Genomic DNA, 16,807 nt, shown 5'->3' on the forward strand with positions numbered 1-16,807 from the left:
GAGTCGCGGCCGGCGACGGCTTGCGGTCAAGGTGGAAGAGGATCGGGAAGATGAGCGGAAGACATCACGAGTACAGCACGACGGTGACCTGGATCGGCAATCGCGGCACCGGCACCTCCGGCTACCGGGATTACAGCCGCGACCACGTGATTGCCGCCGGCGCCAAGCCGGACATTCCGGGCTCGGCCGATCCCGCCTTCCGGGGAGACGCGGAGCGCTGGAACCCGGAAGACCTGCTGGTCGCCTCGGTCTCGGCCTGCCACAAGCTCTGGTACCTGCATCTCTGCGCGGTGAACGGCGTCGTCGTCACTGCCTATGAGGACCACGCCGAGGGACAGATGGTAACGGAGGAGGACGGCAGCGGGCGCTTCACCGAAGTGGTGCTGCGGCCGCGGGTGACGATCTCGTCGGGTGACCGCGAGCGCGCGGCGTCGCTGCACCACGACGCCCACGAAAAGTGCTTCATCGCCAATTCGGTGAATTTCCCGGTCCGCTGCGAACCGGTGATCGTCAAGGCCTGATCAGTCGATCCAGGCGTAGCCGAACTCGAACGTGTCGCCGCCGGCGGCATAGTGGTAGGGCATCGCGCGGTAAGCCGGATGCAGGTCCTCGCCGCTCGCAATCAGCCCGCTCTTCGTCAGGAGTTCGACGAGCGCCGGCGGCACCGGCGCCATGTCGCCCTTGGGGCTGCGCCAGACGACCAGGGCCGGTCGCTTGTGAAGCGCGTCGGCCGGCAGGGCGACCGGCGCATTCGGCATCATCACCGGCAGCTGCGGCGCGTTGAGCCTGATACTCCCGGCGATCTGCTTGTCGCCGCCGATCACGAGGGCGGGTGCCGCACCCCGTTCGGCGACGACCGCGTCGTAGAGCGGTGCGATCGGCGTGTTGAAACGGGTGTATTGGCCGATCCGCGGAGCGATCATGGGGCCGAGGAAGAGATAGCCGAGGGTCGCGACCGAAACCGCGAAGACGGGAACGGCGAAGGTCTTCAGCCGGCCGTCGAGCGAGACGCCTGCGGCCTCTGCCTTCAGCGCAAGATAGAGCGGCAGCGGCAGCAGATAGAGCACCAGCCACTTCTCCCGGATGCTGGTGGCATCGAGCGCCACGACGACCACGGCGAGGATCGCAAAGAGGATCAGCAGCATGCGGCCGACGATCCGCGTCCATGGGCTCGATGCGCGCAGGATGGCGCCGAGATCACCCCGGAAGACGAAGCCGAAGAGCAGGAGAAGCGGCACGATGCCGCGAAGCAGGGCGAAGGCGAGAGCGCCAACGCCGATCAGCGCGCGGAGAACCCTAGAGCCCGCTTCGGCTTCGCGCATTTCCCGCACGGTGCCGCCGGTCGCCAGATCGAGGTTCTGCAGGAACCAGACGGCGTGCGGCAGCACGAGGACGGCCGCGACGACGATTGCGAGCGCCATCCGCCAGTCGAAGATGCGCCGGCGATAGTCCGCCTCCGGCAGCACGGCGAGGATCGCCGCGAGCGGGAGCAGCGTGAAATTGTATTTGGACAGCAGTCCCATCGCGACCGCGACACCGGCATAGAGATAGGTGGCGAGGCTCGGCCTCTTCAGCGTCAGGAAGAAGGCGTGCAGGAAGAGCCCGGCCGCGAGGATCGCTGCGACGGTGTGGGAAAGATCCCGCTGCGACATCAGGAAGATCGACGGGAAGGTCAGGATGCCGGCGACGGCGATCGCCTGCAGCGCCCCCGAGCGCAACACCTCGCGGGCAGCGAGCCCGTAGAAGAGAGCGGTGAGGAAGAGCAGCAGGTTCTTCAGCACGCTCAGCACCGCAATCGAAAGCCCGAAGGCCGAGATCATGCCGTGTTGCAGCCAGTCGTAGAGCGGCGGCTGGCGGCCGTAGCCGAGTGCGAGAAACTGCGAGATGTAGACGAGTTCGGACTCGTCCACTTCGAGCGACGGCGGCAACGCGACGCGCAGGAGCACCGCCAGCAGGTAATAGCCGGCGACGGCGGCGAGCATGACGCCGAGCGCACGGCTGCCGCCGGTTTCCCTCATTCCGCGCTCTCCCGGGTGATGACCTCCCGGACGATGTAGTTCGGCGTCTCGTCGCCGCGATAATAGGCGCGCGCCAGCATCTCCGCGAGAATGCCGGTGGTGATGAGCTGCAGCGACGACAGGAACAGCATGACGGCGATCAGAAACAGCGGCCGGGTGCCGATGTCATTGCCGAAGATGAACTTGTCGACGAAGAGATAGGCGAGGATGAGGCTCGAGACCGCGCCGATGCCGAGGCCGAGCGACCCGAAGAAATGGCCCGGCCGCGCCTTGTAGCGCATGAAGAACATCACCGAGAGCAGGTCGAGGATCACCCGGAAGGTGCGGGAGATGCCGTATTTCGACACGCCGTACTGGCGGGCGTGGTGGGTGACCGGCATTTCGCCGATGCGCGAGCCGGGCACGACGCCGGCGACCCAGGCCGGGATGAAGCGGTGCATTTCGCCCATCAGCTGCACCTGCTTGATGATGGCGCCGCGGTAGATCTTGAGGCTGCAGCCGTAGTCGTGCAGCTTCACGCCGGTGAAGCGGCCGATCAGGTAGTTGGCGATCCACGACGGGATCTTGCGCATCAGCAGGTCGTCCTGGCGGTTCTTGCGCCAGCCGACGAGAAGGTCGAGCTTGCGCTCCTCGAGTGCCGCGACCATGCCGGGAATGTCCTTCGGATCGTTCTGCAGGTCGCCGTCCATGGTGGCGATCAGGCGTCCGGTGGCGGTGTCGATGCCGGCCTGCATGGCGGCGGTCTGGCCGAAATTGCGCTGCAATTCGACGATCTTGAGGTCGAGCCCCTCGCGGTCGAGCGACTGGCGCGCCCGGGCGACGGTCGCGTCCGCACTGCCGTCGTCGACGAGCACGAGTTCCCAGGGCTTGCCGAAGCCCGCCATCGCGGTGCAGATGCGCTCGATCAGCGGACCGACGCTTTCTTCCTCGTTGAAGAGGGGTACGACGATCGAAAGTTCGAGCGCGTTCTCTGCGCCCTCACGGGCGCCGGTGGATACGGTACGGCCGTCCAATTCTTCTGCTCCTCGGCTGCTCATCGCGGTCAATTCCCGCCGGGTGATAGTCCCTAATGCCTTATCCAGATAGGGCGGAAAAGCAACAACCTGGTGAAAAACTCCATGAAATCCGGCTGTTTCGCCGCTACTGCTCCCTCGGGACAAGGTAGGAGAAGGCAACGTGGTAGAGATCGCCCCCCCGTCCGTAATGATAGGGCAGGGCGACCTCGCCCGCCTCGGCGACGGTGAAGTTCGTGCCGGCGATCCACGAGGCGAGCGCCTCCGGCTGGCGCGGCTCGGAACGGCCGTCGCGCGTGCGCCAGACGACGAGCACCGGACGGGTGGCATCGACGACGGGCTCGACGGGGCCTTGTCTGGGCACGAAGACGGGCAGGTCTGGCCGGTGCAGGCGGATATTGCCGGCCATCTGCGGGTCGGAGGTGACGACGAGCGCCGGGGTGGCGGGCGCCTCGGCAAGCATGCGTTCGATCGCCGGGCCATAGGGCACGTTGATCTTTTCGTAGCGGCCGATCATCCCGAGCAGCGGGATGCGCAGGAAGAGAACCGCCGGCACCAGCACCATGACGGCGAGCGCGACAGGCAGGAACCGGCGGAGGGCAGCCGAAACGTCGGTTCCCGCGGCCTCGGCCTTCAGCGCGAGATAGAGCGGAAGCGCGAGGTAAAGCGGCGTCAGCCAGCGGTCCTTGATGTTGGTCGCGCCGAAAAACACCATCAGCACGAGCGCGACTGCGGAGATCAGGAAGATACGCACGAAAAGCCGCGTCCATTCGCTGCGGGCGCGAAGGATTGCCTTCAGGACTTTGCGGAAGATGAGCGCGAAGGGAAGGAGGGTGAGCGCCGAGAAGCCGATGAAGGCGAAGACAAGCGACACGAGCCCGGTCAGGATCTGTTCCGCCCGGCCCGACGTTTCCTCCGAAGTGAGCTTGCCGAGCGTGCGGCCGGTCGCATCCCCGACATGGTCGAGGAACCAGAGCCCGTGCGGCAGGAAGACGATGACGGCAACGATGCCCGCGAGAAGGATGCGCCAGTCGAAGAGGCGGCGGCGGAAGGCAGGCTCCGGCAGCACCGCGAGAGCGGCTGCGGCCGGCAGCAGCACGAAATTGTATTTCGAGATCACGCCGAGGCCGACGGCGAGGCCGGTCAGCAGGTAGGAGAGGGAGGTGCCGGTCGTGAGCGTGCGCAGGAAGGCATAGAGGAAGAGGCTCGTCGAAAAGATGACAGCGACGGTGTGGCTGAGATCCCGCTGCGCTTCGAAACTTACCTGCGGGATGGTGAGGAGCCCGAGCACTGCGACGATCGCAAGCTCGCGGCTGCGCAGGACCGTCTTCGCGGCGAGGCCGAAGAAGACGTAGGATGCGAAAAGCATCAGGTTCTTGAGGAGGGCGAGCGAGAAGAGCGTCGGGCCGAAGAGCGCGACGACCCCGTATTGCAGCCAGTTGTAGAGCGGCGGTTGCGAATTGTAGCCGGCGGCGAGCCATTGCGCGAGGAAGAGCTGCTCGCCCTCGTCGAGATCGAGCGAGCGCGGCAGCAGGAGCCGTAGCGCCAGATTGGCGGCAAAATAGACGGCGAGCAGCGCGAAAACGAGATTGGGACGCTGCCTCAGGGTTGCGAGCACCGGGATGTCCTTGTCATGGCGTCTTCCGGGCGGCGGTTCTGAGGGCGGCGGCAGCGCGAGGCCGCTCGGGCGCGGGTGTGAGGCTCCGGAAAACTCTGGCGTTTGCTGACGCGGTTGTTATAGGAACGGGTCTTCGAGTGCAATCCGGAAGTGCCTGGCCGATGCAGACAGACGAGAAAGCCGCAGCGCCGTCGGCCCTTGCGCGTCACCGCGTGACGATCGTCGCGGTCGCCGCCGTGCTCTTCTATCTCGGCTTCGTGCAGTATCTCTGGGGCTGGCGGCAGATCCTCGGCCAGTGGAACGAGATCGGCTACGGCCCGGCGGTGCTTGCCTCGGCGCTCCTCGTCTCCACCTATTTCGCCCGGACCTATAGGCTCTACGACTATTTCCCCTCCGAGGCCAAGGGACGCTTCGTCGAGCTCTTTCACGTGGCGCAGGTGCACAATCTCCTGAACATCATGCTGCCTTTCCGCAGCGGCGAGACCAGCTTTCCGCTGCTGATGCGCTCGGAATTCGGCGTGCCGCTCCTGCACGGGACTTCGGCGTTGCTCGTCATGCGGCTTCTCGATCTTCATGCGCTGCTGGCAGCCGGCGGGCTCGGCCTCGTCGCCGCCTCCGGCAACCGGGCGCTTGCGGGCGCCGTCTGGCTCGCCTTCCTCCTGTCGCCGCTTCTCGCCTACCAGCTCAAGGCGCCGGTCCTCGCGTTTGCAAAGCGCCGGCTGACCGGCAAGCTGCTCCGCATCACGCAAGGCCTTGAGGACGGCTTGCCGGCCTCGACCCTCGGCCTCGTGCGCGCCTGGGGCATGACGGTGCTCAACTGGGGCGTCAAGGTTCTGGTGCTCGCCTGGGTGCTCGGGCTGATGGGCGTCGGGCCGATCGCCGCGGCCTTCGGCGGCGCGCTCGGCGGCGAACTCTCCTCGGTGCTGCCCGTCCATGCGCCGGCCGGTGTCGGCACCTATCCAGCCGGCATCGTCGCCGGAGCCGTCTCGCTCGGCGCCTCCACCGCCCGGCCGGCGATGGATATTCTCGGACGAGCCAGCGTCAACCTGCACCTGATCCTGATCATCTCGGCGCTTCTCGGCACGCTGCTTTCCGTGGCCCTCTCGACGCTCGACCGTCTGCGCCGCGGCGGTTGAAGCCGGGCAAGGACTGCCCGGCCGGTCGGTTGTTTGATCGACCGTTCGCCTTACTGGAAGGCCGTTTCGAAGAAACTTCTGAGCTTGCGTGAATGCAGCCTTTCCGGCGGCATGGCGCCGAGCTTCTGCAACGCCCGGATGCCGATCTGCAGGTGCTGGCTGACCTGCGTCCGGTAGAAGGCGGTCGCCATTCCCGGCAGCTTCAGTTCGCCGTGCAGCGGCTTGTCGGAGACGCAGAGAAGCGTCCCATAGGGTACGCGGAAGCGGAAGCCGTTGGCGGCGATCGTCGCCGATTCCATGTCGAGAGCGATGGCGCGCGACTGCGACAGGCGCTTGACCGGCCCGCGCTGGTCGCGGAGTTCCCAGTTGCGGTTGTCGATCGTGGCGACGGTGCCGGTGCGCATGATGCGCTTCAGCTCGAAACCCTGGTAGCCGGTGATCTCCTCGACGGCCTGTTCGAGCGCCACCTGTACTTCGGCGAGCGCCGGGATCGGCACCCAGACCGGCAGGTCGTCGTCGAGCACGTGATCCTCGCGGACATAGGCATGGGCGAGCACGTAGTCGCCGAGCCGTTGGCTGTTCCTGAGGCCGGCGCAATGGCCGAGCATCAGCCAGGCATGCGGGCGCAGCACGGCGATGTGGTCGGTGATCGTCTTGGCATTCGACGGGCCGACGCCGATGTTCACCATGGTGATGCCGGCATGACCGGGCTTCTTCAGGTGGTAGGCCGGCATCTGCGGCAGACGCGGCGTGCCCTGTCCGGCGTCCGGCTCGCTCTGGCCGGCGCGCGTCTCGATATTGCCGGGCTCGACGAAGCAGGTGTAACCGCCGCCGCCTTCCGCCATCAGGTTACGCGCGAAGGCGCAGAACTCGTCGATGTAGAACTGGTAGTTGGTGAAGAGCACGAAGTTCTGGAAGTGCGCCGCGCGCGTCGCCGTGTAGTGCGAAAGGCGGGCGAGCGAATAGTCGATGCGCTGCGCGGTGAAGGGCGCCAGCGGATGCGGTTCGCCCGGCCGCGGCTCGTATTCGCCGTTGGCGATTTCGTCGTCGGTGGTCGTCAGATCCGGCGTGTCGAAGACGTCGCGAAGCGAGAGATCGGCGAGGCCGCTCGCCGCCGCCTCGACATGGGCGCCTTCGCCGAAGGCGAAATGCAGCGGGATCGGCGTCGACGATTCCGAGACGAGGACCGGCACCTGGTGATTGCGGATGAGAAGCGCGATCTGCTCTTCGAGATAGTGGCGGAAGAGGTGCGGCTGCGTGACGGTGGTGGTGTAGAGCCCCGGCGAGGTGACGTGGCCGTAGGAGAGGCGAGAATCGGCATGGCCGAAACTCGTCGTCTCGATCGCCACCTGCGGATAGAAGGCGCGGTAGCGCCCGGCGATCGGTGCGCCCTTGGCGATCCCGCCGAAGGCGTCGATCAGGAAGGTGGTGTTGCGTTCGTAGAGAGCCGTCAGCGCGTCGACTGCCGGCTTCGCTTCGGTGAAGACCCGCGGCTCATAGGACTCGGGACTGACGAAATTGATGGGAGTCTGTGTCGAGATTCGCTTGTTCATGCGCCATTATAGAGTGGACTTTCTGACAAGCAAACGACGTGAGGCCGCCGGCGGTGGATCGAGCGGCCGGCCCCTGCCGCCGCCTCAGCTCATCGACTGCCGCTGCAGGCTGACGAAGAGGACGAAGCCGGCGCCGGCCTTGCCGATCACTGGGCCCTCGGCCTTGGCGAACCCGAGGGCCGTCAGCGGGCCGAGCATAAGAGCGGCGAAGAGCGCGATCCTGAGGCCGGAGGCAGCGGACTGGAGGAGCGTTGCGGACATGATCGGTTCCCTCAGGATGGCTTTGTTGTTGTTCGATGATGCCGTTTTGACACGCAGCGTCTGAACGCGCGCTGAGATGTCGGTTCATCGGCCGTTCATCGTCGGGGCCGCGGCCCGGCAGGCGGGCAGTCACGCGGACGTGAGGTGGAAGAGGACGGATCGGCCTTGACCGATGCAGTGTTCTTCCCAAATTGTTGGGGCATTCCCGATGCGTGCCGGCCGCCTGGTCCGGCAAGACGATCCGAAATCCCTTTGCGCCGATCCGGCAAACCCTCTTGAAGGAAACATTCATGGCCGCACCGATCGAACTCTATTACTGGCCGACACCCAACGGCTGGAAGATCTCCATCATGCTCGAGGAACTCGGCGTGCCCTACGAGGTCCGCTATGTCGATATCGGCAAGGGCGAGCAGTTCGCGCCCGACTTCCTGAAGATCTCCCCGAACAACCGGATGCCGGCGATCATCGATCCGGACGGCCCGGGCGGCGCGCCGATCTCGGTCTTCGAGTCCGGTGCCATCCTGCAGTATCTCGGCCGCAAGTACGGCAAGTTCTACCCGACCGACGAGCGCGCTCGCGTCGAGGTCGAGCAATGGCTGTTCTGGCAGGTCGGCGGTCTGGGTCCGATGGCTGGCCAGGCGCACCACTTCCGCCAGTATGCGCCGGAGAAGATCGAATACGGCATCAACCGCTACACCAACGAGGTGAACCGCCTCTACGGCGTGATGAACAAGCGGCTCGCCGATCGCGAATTTCTCGCCGGCGAATACTCGATCGCCGACATGGCCTGCATCGGCTGGGTGGTGCCGCACAAGAACCAGGGCCAGGACCTCGACGACTTCCCGAACCTGAAGCGCTGGTTCGAGACGATGATGGCCCGTCCCGCCGTCGAGCGCGGCATTGCCGTCGGCCAGGAGAAGCGCCGCAACGTCGCGACCGACGAAGAGGCGAAGAAGGTGCTGTTCAACCAGACGGCTCGCTGACCGTCACCTTCTGAAAACAACAAAAAAGAGGCCCGGAGGTCGCGAGACCGCCGGGCCGTTTTGCTTCTCGCCGGGTGCGCTCAGAGGCGCGACCAGGTCTGGCTCTTGCAGAGGATCGAGAGCACGCAGCCCTTCATCTTCAGCGCGTTGCCGGAGACCGTGCCGTAGCCCGAATAGGTCTTGTCGGTTTCCGGATCGGTGATCTCGCCCTTGTAGCTCCCGCCGTTGCCGCTCATCTTGCCGATCTGCTTGCCGGCGAACTTTCCGCTCTTCAGCGTGACGCAGAAGGCGCCGCCGCAGGGCGCGATCTGCGCCGTGGAGCCGCTTGCCGTCTTCCAGTTGCCTTCGATCGGCTCGGCGGCCTGGGCCGAGACGGCTCCGAACGCCAGCGCAATCGCCAGTATGATCTTCCGCATGTAACTCTTCCTCCCGAAATGATGCCCCAAGGCGGTGCGGACGGCCCGGCCTTCGCGAAGACAGGGGGACGCTCTTCCCTTCATCGCCCACGCCGGGGCCGTCTCGACATGGAAAATTATCTTACGCAGACGTAAAGGTAAATAGGGCTTCCTGGCCAAATTCTCGGGGGGCGGTGCGATGTCGACGCCGTGCCTCGCAGGGGAAGGACGCAGAAAACAATGGATTTCGTGGTTAGCGTTCGGTTGACGCCGAAATCTGAACGAAAGGTTAAAGGTGCGCGGAATTCCTTAATTTCCAGCGTCTCCGATGCTTAACGAAAACCCAATTTTACCAAGCATTTGTACTTTGTTTTCAGCAAATTAAGCATGGCCTTTAAGCGCCCGTTGAAAGCCCCGTGGCATAGTGGAGCCATCAAACGAGCAGGGAAACTGCCGGTCCGGAAGCCTCCACAAAGCGCCGCAAAAAGACGGCCGGGAGGCGGACGGAAAGCCCCGCAAGGGGAAAACAGGGAAAGAAAAGAAACGACAGGCAAGACAGGGACAAAACCGATGGCACGCTCAGACATGCAGACATCCGAAACGACCTTCGCGGCAGGCGACCTGCGCCCCGAAGCGCTCTGCGACATGGGGCTCATGTATGCGACGGGCCGCGGTTGCGCTCCCGACCTCGTCTCGGCCCACAAGTGGCTGAACATCGCGGCGATCCGTGGTTGCGACCGCGCCGCCGAACTGCGGGCCGATCTTGCGCAGTCGATGAGCAAGGCCGATCTCGCCACGGCCCTTCGCGAAGCCCGCGAATGGATGACGATGCACTGAGCGGCAGCAATTCTCCCCCGGCATCCGCCGGGGGACCTGAGACACGACCCTGGGGGAAACGGGGGTACGTGGGAGGGTTTCGGAAACGGAATCCGCATGACGAAAGGGTCGCGACCGGCAAGCCGGCGCGACCCTTTACGTTTCTCCGGGAGAGCCTCGGCCGCTCAGAGCGTTTTCAGCACCTTCGGCAGGCTCTCCTCGAAGAGATCGAGATCGGCGGCGAGGCCGGCGCTCACGCGGATGCAGCGGTTGAGCGGCGCGACACCCGGCATGCGGATGAAGACGCCGTGCTCCATCAGTCCGTCGACGATGGCGCGCGCGCGGATACCGTCGCCGCCGCAGTCGATCGCGACGAAGTTCGTTGCCGACGGCAGCGGCTTGAGCCCGTTCGCCCGCGCGATCGCGCTGATACGGTCGCGGGCGGCGAAGATGCGGCCGAGCACCTCGGAAAGGTAGGTCTGGTCGGCAAGGGCTGCGAGCGCCGCCTCGGTCGAAAGCCGCGCCATGCCGAAATGATTGCGGATCTTGTCGAAGGCAGAAACGGTGCCGGGCGTGCCGATCGCATAGCCGACGCGGGCGCCGGCAAGACCGTAGGCCTTCGAGAAGGTGCGGGTGCGCAGCACGTTCGGCAGGTCGATGAGGTCGGCGATCGGCGGCGCCGAGCCCGCGGGTGCAGTCTCGCAATAGGCTTCGTCCAGCACCAGCAGCGTGGTCTCCGGCAGCGCACGGGCAAAGGCGGTGATGCTCGCCGCGTCCCACCAGCTTCCCATCGGATTGTCGGGATTGGCGAAATAGACGAGCGGCGCGTTCTCCCGCTTCACCGCGGCCAGCAGGCCGTCGAGATCTTCGCGGTCGTCGACATAAGGCACTGTGACCAGCCGGCCGCCGAAACCGTTGACGTGGAAGTTGAAGGTCGGATAGCCGCCGAGCGAGGTGACGACCGGCATTCCGGGCTCGATGACGAGGCGGACGATCAGTCCGAGCAGGCTGTCGACGCCTTCGCCGACGGCGATGTTTGCCGGTGCGGTGCCGAGATGGGCGGCGAGTGCCGCCTTCAGGGCATGGTTTTCCGGGTCATTGTACTTCCAGATTTCTCCGGATGTGGCGGCGATGGTTGCAAGCACCGAAGGTGCAGGGCCGAAGCCGCTTTCATTGGCGCCGATGCGGGCGAGCACCGGCCGCCCGCGCTGGCGCTCGATGGCCTCGGGGCCGACGAAGGGAACGGTAGAGGGTAGGGCGCTGATCAGCGGCGTGAAGCGCGAAAAGGCGGTCATTCGGCAAATTTCCCGGCAGGTTGCGAAATGCCGGTACAATAGGAACAACGGTGGCCGGCGCAAGGCCGGATTGACCGCTTTCGGTTCAGCCGCGCTTTGCCTTGCCCAGATTTTCGCCGATCATGAAATCGGCACGCACGATCCGGTGCAGCATGTTTTCCGGCAGGGCCATGATGAACTTGACGCCGACCCGGCTGCCGTTGCGATAGACCTCGGCGCAGCCGATGCGTTCGGAGATGCCGAGCACCTGCAGGTAATAATGTTCCGGCAGGCCGATGGTGGTCGCGAGGTGGATGCCTGCGCCGCCCTGCGAGATGTCGACGATCTCGCAGTGACGCATGGTGATGCCGGAAAGGCCTCGGTTCACCGCGACGATACGGGCCGGACGCTTCACGTAGAAGCGTTCCCATCGTCGTTCGTACATTTCCGATTGCACCTTTGCCAGATGCGTCGCGCGCAGCATGCTCACGTCCCAAAACCCCCGAAAGACGGTGCCTTTTATCGAGGCTGCAGCAAAACCATTGTCTTGCCGTCAACGGATTTCATCGCTTTTTAGCGAAATGGCGTTTTGCCGGATAACCGGGGATGGGGATGCCGACCACCGCGTTGTTATTTGATCGCAATCAATGTTGAGAGGCCCCGACTGGCCTAACCTTTCAAAGAACGGACGTCCTTGTCGCCGCGTGCGGAGGGCGATACCGGGGCAAGTATATTCGCGCTTGCTTGAACAGGCCGGACGACATGCCTACAATCATCAAAAAGGGGCGCGTGGCCCCGCAACCAAGGAGGCAGACATGAGCCGGATCGTTATTGGTCGGAAAGCCTGGGTGGTGGTATGCGACGGCGGCAAGGCGCTGTTCCTGCGCAATGACGGGGATGCCGACCTTGTCAACCTGACGGTCGCCGATCACATGGGGCAGCATGTCGAGGCGACGCGCGACCTCGGAACGGACCAGCCCGGCCGTGCCTTCTCCTCGGCGGGAGCCGGACGCAGCGCCATGGGCGAGACCGACTGGCACGAGCAGGCCGAGGCGGACTTCCTGAAGGACATCGCCGCAAAGATCTCCGAACTGGTCGAGGCACATGAGATCCCGGCGCTCATCCTCGTTGCGCCGCCGAGGGCGCTCGGCATCCTTCGCCATGCACTGGACGGACTGCCGGACGGCGTCATCCGCGCCGAGGTGGCCAAGGATCTGGTGAAGGAGACCGTCCCGGAAATCGAGAAGCATCTCGCATCGCTGAAATAACCATCGGCGAGCGGACAAGAAAACGCCTCCGGTCTTGCGGCCGGAGGCGTTTGCGTAAGCTCGCAGAGGCGTTTTCTAGATTTCGAACGAGAGCCGCACCACGTGGTGCAGGAACTCCGGATCGATCAGCATGTTGAAGCCGACAGTCACCTTTTCTTCCTCCCGGCGGATGAAGGTGCAGCCGATCTCGTCGTGAATGCCGAGGATTTCGAGAAAGAAGTGGTTGGGCAGTATCACGTGCGGGCTGAGTTCGATCTCGGCCCCGTAGAGCGAGATCGTCCTGACGAGGCAGCGCAGCGAGTTCTTGGTGCTCAGGTGATGGCCGACGAAGACGATCTTGCCGGGCCGGTCGACCGAGTATTTCTCGTAGACCTGGTCCTGCGGAATATCCCTTTTGGCGTCCGGTGTGATCTTCAGAGGCATTTCACCCTCCCTGAATTGACGTCAGGGCTTCAATCTAGCGAAAGATTACTGACGTTTCCTCAACGCGGATCCTCGTTTTTCCCGTTTGCCGGCGGCAGTGCGGCCACTCTCCTTGACAGACCGGCTCCGGCACCCCATTAAAAAGGCCGGTTGAGGCGCCGGCCGCTCGCGGGTGAAAACCTTTGGTGAAGTCCTCCCTCGTTCATGGAAAGCCCATCACGTGCATGCGTCATGGGGCAATGCGAGCCCCCTGTTCAAGAATACGCGTGCGACGGAAGAAGGAGGCTGCCATGACCATGGCCCATCTGACCATTGACGATCTGAAATCCCAGGCCCGCCGGCTGCGCGAGGCGATGTCCGCCGCGGGAACGCCGCTGACCCACAGCGCCGCGCTCGAACTCGTCGCGAAAAGCCACGGCGCGCGCGACTGGAACACGCTGTCGGCACTTGCTGCCAGAACCGACAACCTCCCTACACCGCCTGCGACCGTCGGCGCGGTCGTGACCGGTGAGTATCTCGGTCAGCGATTCCGCGGCAAGGTGCTCGCGCTGCGCAAGCTGTCGAACAGCGATTATCACGCGATCACGCTGCATTTCGACGAACCGGTCGACATCGTGACCTTCGACAGCTTCTCGGCGTTTCGCCAGCGCGTCAGCGGCACGATCGACGGGCGAGGGGTCTCACCCCAGCGCACTTCGAACGGCCGTCCGCACATCGTGCTCGACGCATAGCGCCGACCGGTTCCCAATCCATCCAGTTCGAAGACGCGGTCCGGAACGGCTTCATTGCCGGTCCGGCGCCCGTCGTCAGGATTCGCCATGACATCCCAATCTCTCGGAAATCCCTATCTCGCCGGAAGCATTCCCCGGCTCTTCCTGCGCACGGCGACGCCGATCGTCGTCATCATGCTTCTGAACGGCCTCTACGTGATCGTCGATGCCTGGTTCCTCGGTGCCTATGTGGGTGCTGCGGCACTCTCCGCGGTGACGCTGCTCTTTCCCGCACTGATGGCCATGCTGGCATTGCAGTCGCTCGTCGCCTCCGGCATGGCGAGCATCCTCGCCCGGCGTCTCGGCGCGGGAGAAGGGGCGGGGGCGTCATCGGTCGTCGCCTCCGCTCGCCGGCTGGCACTCGCGATCACGGCCCTTCTCAACCTCTTCTACTGGACGCTCGGCCGGGATCTCATCCCTCAGGCGGCCGGTGGCGACGGCGAGGTGGCGAGGCTCGCCCAAGCCTTCATGGCGGTCGCCGTCGTCGCTCATCCGGTCGCAATGTTGCTGGCCGTCGAGATCGACCGGCTGCGCTGCGAGGGCAGGATCGCAATCATGACCCGCATCACGGTCGCGGCCGCACTCCTCAACATTCTCCTCAACTGGCTGATGATCGCCGTGCTCGGGCTGGAAGCAGCGGGCTCGGCGCTGAGTTCCGCCAGCGCCCAGGCGGCATGTCTCGCCGCCGTCCTCACGTGGCGCAGGCGTCACGCGGCCGGTGAGGCGATCGAGGGCGGGCGGTCGAGCCTCGGGGAGATGCGCGGCATTCTCGCCCTCGGCGCGCCGGCAAGTCTCGGGCTTCTCGGCATCTCGCTCGCCTCGGCGGCGATCATCGTCAATCTCGCGCAGTGGCAGACGGTGCACTACGTCGAGACGGTGGCCGCCTATGGCATCGTGACCCGCATCCTCTCCTTCGCCTACCTGCCGCTGATGGGGCTGGGGCTCGCCTTCCAGACGATCTGCGGCAACAATTTCGGCGCCGGAGAGCGGAAGCGGGTGGCCGGGAGTCTGGCGATCGCCGTCATTTCGGCCTTCTTCTACTGCCTTGCCGTCGAGGTGCTCGTCGTGCTGGCGGCCGGGCCGATCGGCCGGGCATTTTCCGCCGACGCGCTGGTGGCGGCCGAATTCGTCCGGATCATCCCCTGGATGCTCGCCGTCTATATCCTGTTCGGTCCGGTGATGATGCTCGGGGCCTATTTCCAGGCGATCGGCGATGCGGGGCGGGCGGCCCTCTTCGGACTGGCACGGCCGTATCTGCTCTCGATCCCGCTCACCTTCCTCTTGCCGTTTTTCTTCGGCGAGGCGGGGATCTGGCGGGTCGCGCTCTTTGCCGAGACGGGCATGCTGGCACTGGCGGCGCTGGTGATTACGCACGGCCGCCGCCGCGGCCTGCCTTACGGCTTGCTGCCGGCCTGAGCGGTGGCGGCCACGGCATTCGGCATTGACACGGCGCGCGTCGTCACCACAAGGTTCGCCCATGTCAATGCCCGAAGAACTCGCCGACTGCCTCGTCCTCAATACGGTCTCCGCGGCGCGCGCGCTGCTGCGCCGCTACGACGCCAGGCTGAAGCCCTTCGGCGTCACGGTGCAGCAGTTCTCGCTTCTCGGGGCAATCCGCGCCCACCCGGAGGAGCCCGTGGCCGCGCTGGCGCAGCGCATCTCGCTCGACCGCACCAGCCTGACCCGCAATCTGGACCTCCTCGAACGTAAGGGCCTTGTCCGCCGTCTCGCCGGTCCCTCCGGCAATGCCAGGTTCTGCGCCCTGACGGAGGCGGGAGACGCACTGCTCGACCAGCTCATCGTCGAATGGCGCAAGGCCCAGCCGGGCCTGCTGACCGGCCTTTCCGCCGACGAGATCGCCACCTACCTCAAGGTTGCCCGCCATCTGGCGTGATGAGTCTTCGCTTTGCCGCGGCAAGTTGCTGCTTGTATCGTGTATATGCACAGTGTAAATGCACGAGCGCAGAACAGCACAAGCGGGAGATCGCGCATGCAAGAACCAATCGTCATAACGGGCCTCGGTGCCGTCTCACCTTTGGGCGCCGGCGTCGATGCCACCTGGAGCCGGTTGCTGGCCGGCGAGAGCGGCATTCGCACCAATACGCGCTTTGACACCGAAGGCTGGAAATGCCGGATCGCCGGGCTGGTGCCGGACCGCGCGGACGACCCGCAGGGCTTCGATCCAGAGGCGGCGATGGACCCGCGGGAACTCCGGCGCAGCGACCTCTTCATCCACTATGCCATGGCGGCGGCAAAGGAGGCGCTGGACCAGGCCGGCTGGCATCCGGAAGATCCGGCCGACGGCATGCGCACGGCGACCATCATCGGCACCGGTGTCGGCGGCGTGCCGGCGATCACCGCGGCGACGGAACTGATCCGCACCTCCGGCACGCGGCGCCTCTCGCCCTTCGTCGTTCCCTCCTTCTTGCCCAATCTCGCGACCGGGCAGGTTTCCATCCGCTTCGGCTTTCACGGTCCGTCAGGCGCTCCGGTCACGGCCTGCGCCGCTTCCGCGCAGGCAATCGGCGATGCCATGCGCCTGATCCGCAACGGCGAGGCCGACATCGCGCTCTGCGGCGGCACGGAGGCCTGCGTGGACCCGGTCGCGATCGGGGGCTTTACCGCGGCAAAGGCGCTCTCTTTCGGCTTCAACGACGAGCCGTATCGCGCCTCCCGTCCCTTCGATGCCCGTCACGACGGCTTCGTCCTTTCCGAGGGTGCCGCCATGCTCGTCATCGAACGGCTTGGCCATGCCGAGGCGCGGGGTGCCCGTCCGCTGGCGGTGCTCTCCGGCTACGGCACCACCACCGACGCCCATCACGTGACGGCGGGCTGGCCCGACGGGCGCGAGGCGGCCCGCGCGATGGAACTGGCGCTCGCCGCGGCAGGGCTTGCGCCGGATAAGATCGGCTACGTCAATGCACACGCGACATCGACGCCGGTCGGCGATGCAGCGGAACTGGCAGCCCTGGAAAGGGTCTTCGGCCCGCGCGGCGGGGGCGTCGCGGTGAGTTCCACCAAATCGGCGACGGGACACATGCTCGGAGCGGCCGGTGCGATCGAGGCCGTCTTCTCGGTCCTCGCGATCCGCGACGGGCTGCTGCCGGCCGGCCTGAATATCGAGGAGCCGGCGCCGGAGGCGGAGGGCTTCAATCTGCTGACCGGCAAGGCGTCGCCGGTTCGCGTCGACCATGTCCTGTCGAACGCCTTCGGTTTTGGCGGGGTGAACGCCGCCCTGGTCTTCAGCCGCTTCGCGTGACGCTCAAAGAAGAAGCCGCG

Annotated in this window: 18 protein-coding genes; 9 read left to right on the top strand and 9 right to left on the bottom strand. The window is 65.4% G+C overall.

The window, feature by feature from the left end; genetic code table 11:
• Positions 1 to 50 precede the first annotated feature (50 nt).
• Positions 51 to 521: an OsmC family protein gene (locus ACM6UT_RS03525; protein WP_416795995.1), complete on the top strand. Its 471-nt coding sequence runs from the start codon at positions 51 to 53 to the stop codon at positions 519 to 521.
• On the opposite strand, the gene ACM6UT_RS03530 is transcribed toward ACM6UT_RS03525, so the two are convergent.
• From ACM6UT_RS03530 to ACM6UT_RS03540, 3 genes are all read right to left on the bottom strand, one after another.
• The gene (locus tag ACM6UT_RS03530) at positions 522 to 2,018 is read right to left on the bottom strand and encodes a glycosyltransferase family 39 protein (protein ID WP_416795996.1); all 1,497 of its coding nucleotides are present in this window, start codon (positions 2,016 to 2,018) and stop codon (positions 522 to 524) included. It abuts the gene before it with no gap.
• The gene (locus ACM6UT_RS03535; protein WP_416795997.1) at positions 2,015 to 3,031 is read right to left on the bottom strand and encodes a glycosyltransferase family 2 protein; all 1,017 of its coding nucleotides are present in this window, start codon (positions 3,029 to 3,031) and stop codon (positions 2,015 to 2,017) included. The genes ACM6UT_RS03530 and ACM6UT_RS03535 overlap by 4 nt, the downstream gene beginning before the upstream one ends.
• Positions 3,032 to 3,158: 127 nt before the next feature.
• Positions 3,159 to 4,649: an ArnT family glycosyltransferase gene (locus ACM6UT_RS03540; protein WP_416795998.1), complete on the bottom strand. Its 1,491-nt coding sequence runs from the start codon at positions 4,647 to 4,649 to the stop codon at positions 3,159 to 3,161.
• 161 nt (positions 4,650 to 4,810) lie between these two features.
• On the opposite strand from ACM6UT_RS03540, the gene ACM6UT_RS03545 reads away from it, so the two are divergent.
• On the top strand, positions 4,811 to 5,785 hold the full coding sequence (locus tag ACM6UT_RS03545) for a lysylphosphatidylglycerol synthase domain-containing protein (RefSeq protein WP_416795999.1): 975 nt from the start codon (positions 4,811 to 4,813) through the stop codon (positions 5,783 to 5,785).
• A gap of 50 nt (positions 5,786 to 5,835) precedes the next feature.
• Here the strand turns inward: ACM6UT_RS03545 and ACM6UT_RS03550 are convergent, their stop codons facing one another.
• A complete protein-coding gene (locus ACM6UT_RS03550; RefSeq protein WP_416796000.1) occupies positions 5,836 to 7,338 on the bottom strand; it encodes an AMP nucleosidase in 1,503 nt (500 codons plus the stop codon).
• 84 nt (positions 7,339 to 7,422) lie between these two features.
• Entirely contained in the window at positions 7,423 to 7,599 is a 177-nt protein-coding gene (locus ACM6UT_RS03555; RefSeq protein WP_165351104.1) for a hypothetical protein, read from the bottom strand.
• A gap of 290 nt (positions 7,600 to 7,889) precedes the next feature.
• On the opposite strand from ACM6UT_RS03555, the gene ACM6UT_RS03560 reads away from it, so the two are divergent.
• Positions 7,890 to 8,582: a glutathione S-transferase family protein gene (locus ACM6UT_RS03560; protein WP_416796001.1), complete on the top strand. Its 693-nt coding sequence runs from the start codon at positions 7,890 to 7,892 to the stop codon at positions 8,580 to 8,582.
• An 80-nt stretch (positions 8,583 to 8,662) separates the two neighbouring features.
• On the opposite strand, the gene ACM6UT_RS03565 is transcribed toward ACM6UT_RS03560, so the two are convergent.
• Positions 8,663 to 8,998: a DUF2147 domain-containing protein gene (locus ACM6UT_RS03565; RefSeq protein WP_416796002.1), complete on the bottom strand. Its 336-nt coding sequence runs from the start codon at positions 8,996 to 8,998 to the stop codon at positions 8,663 to 8,665.
• Positions 8,999 to 9,547: 549 nt separating this feature from the next.
• On the opposite strand from ACM6UT_RS03565, the gene ACM6UT_RS03570 reads away from it, so the two are divergent.
• Positions 9,548 to 9,814: an SEL1-like repeat protein gene (locus tag ACM6UT_RS03570; protein ID WP_416796003.1), complete on the top strand. Its 267-nt coding sequence runs from the start codon at positions 9,548 to 9,550 to the stop codon at positions 9,812 to 9,814.
• A gap of 164 nt (positions 9,815 to 9,978) precedes the next feature.
• Here the strand turns inward: ACM6UT_RS03570 and ACM6UT_RS03575 are convergent, their stop codons facing one another.
• Positions 9,979 to 11,088: a pyridoxal phosphate-dependent aminotransferase gene (locus ACM6UT_RS03575; protein WP_416796004.1), complete on the bottom strand. Its 1,110-nt coding sequence runs from the start codon at positions 11,086 to 11,088 to the stop codon at positions 9,979 to 9,981.
• 85 nt (positions 11,089 to 11,173) lie between these two features.
• Positions 11,174 to 11,551, bottom strand: coding sequence for a PilZ domain-containing protein (locus ACM6UT_RS03580; RefSeq protein WP_416796005.1), 378 nt, complete (start codon positions 11,549 to 11,551; stop codon positions 11,174 to 11,176).
• Positions 11,552 to 11,882: 331 nt separating this feature from the next.
• Here ACM6UT_RS03580 and ACM6UT_RS03585 point away from each other — a divergent pair, with 331 nt between their 5' ends.
• On the top strand, positions 11,883 to 12,335 hold the full coding sequence (locus ACM6UT_RS03585; protein ID WP_416796006.1) for a host attachment protein: 453 nt from the start codon (positions 11,883 to 11,885) through the stop codon (positions 12,333 to 12,335).
• Positions 12,336 to 12,410: 75 nt separating this feature from the next.
• Here ACM6UT_RS03585 and ACM6UT_RS03590 read toward each other — a convergent pair whose 3' ends face one another.
• Complete coding sequence (locus tag ACM6UT_RS03590) at positions 12,411 to 12,758, bottom strand: hypothetical protein (RefSeq protein WP_416796007.1); 348 nt, start codon at positions 12,756 to 12,758, stop codon at positions 12,411 to 12,413.
• A gap of 290 nt (positions 12,759 to 13,048) precedes the next feature.
• Between ACM6UT_RS03590 and ACM6UT_RS03595 the strand changes: the two genes are divergently transcribed.
• The 4 genes from ACM6UT_RS03595 to fabF all read left to right on the top strand — a co-directional run bounded on the left by ACM6UT_RS03595 (position 13,049) and on the right by fabF (position 16,787).
• Positions 13,049 to 13,489 (top strand): glyoxalase superfamily protein, encoded by a 441-nt coding sequence (locus ACM6UT_RS03595; RefSeq protein WP_416796008.1) that lies wholly within the window; start codon positions 13,049 to 13,051, stop codon positions 13,487 to 13,489.
• A gap of 87 nt (positions 13,490 to 13,576) precedes the next feature.
• Positions 13,577 to 14,944: an MATE family efflux transporter gene (locus ACM6UT_RS03600; protein ID WP_416796009.1), complete on the top strand. Its 1,368-nt coding sequence runs from the start codon at positions 13,577 to 13,579 to the stop codon at positions 14,942 to 14,944.
• 61 nt (positions 14,945 to 15,005) lie between these two features.
• The gene (locus tag ACM6UT_RS03605; protein WP_416796010.1) at positions 15,006 to 15,422 is read left to right on the top strand and encodes a MarR family winged helix-turn-helix transcriptional regulator; all 417 of its coding nucleotides are present in this window, start codon (positions 15,006 to 15,008) and stop codon (positions 15,420 to 15,422) included.
• A gap of 96 nt (positions 15,423 to 15,518) precedes the next feature.
• Positions 15,519 to 16,787, top strand: coding sequence for a beta-ketoacyl-ACP synthase II (fabF, locus tag ACM6UT_RS03610; RefSeq protein WP_416796011.1), 1,269 nt, complete (start codon positions 15,519 to 15,521; stop codon positions 16,785 to 16,787).
• The last annotated feature ends 20 nt before the right edge of the window (positions 16,788 to 16,807 follow it).

The sequence above is a fragment of the Ciceribacter azotifigens genome (assembly GCF_048159625.1).
Taxonomy (GTDB): domain Bacteria; phylum Pseudomonadota; class Alphaproteobacteria; order Rhizobiales; family Rhizobiaceae; genus Allorhizobium; species Allorhizobium azotifigens.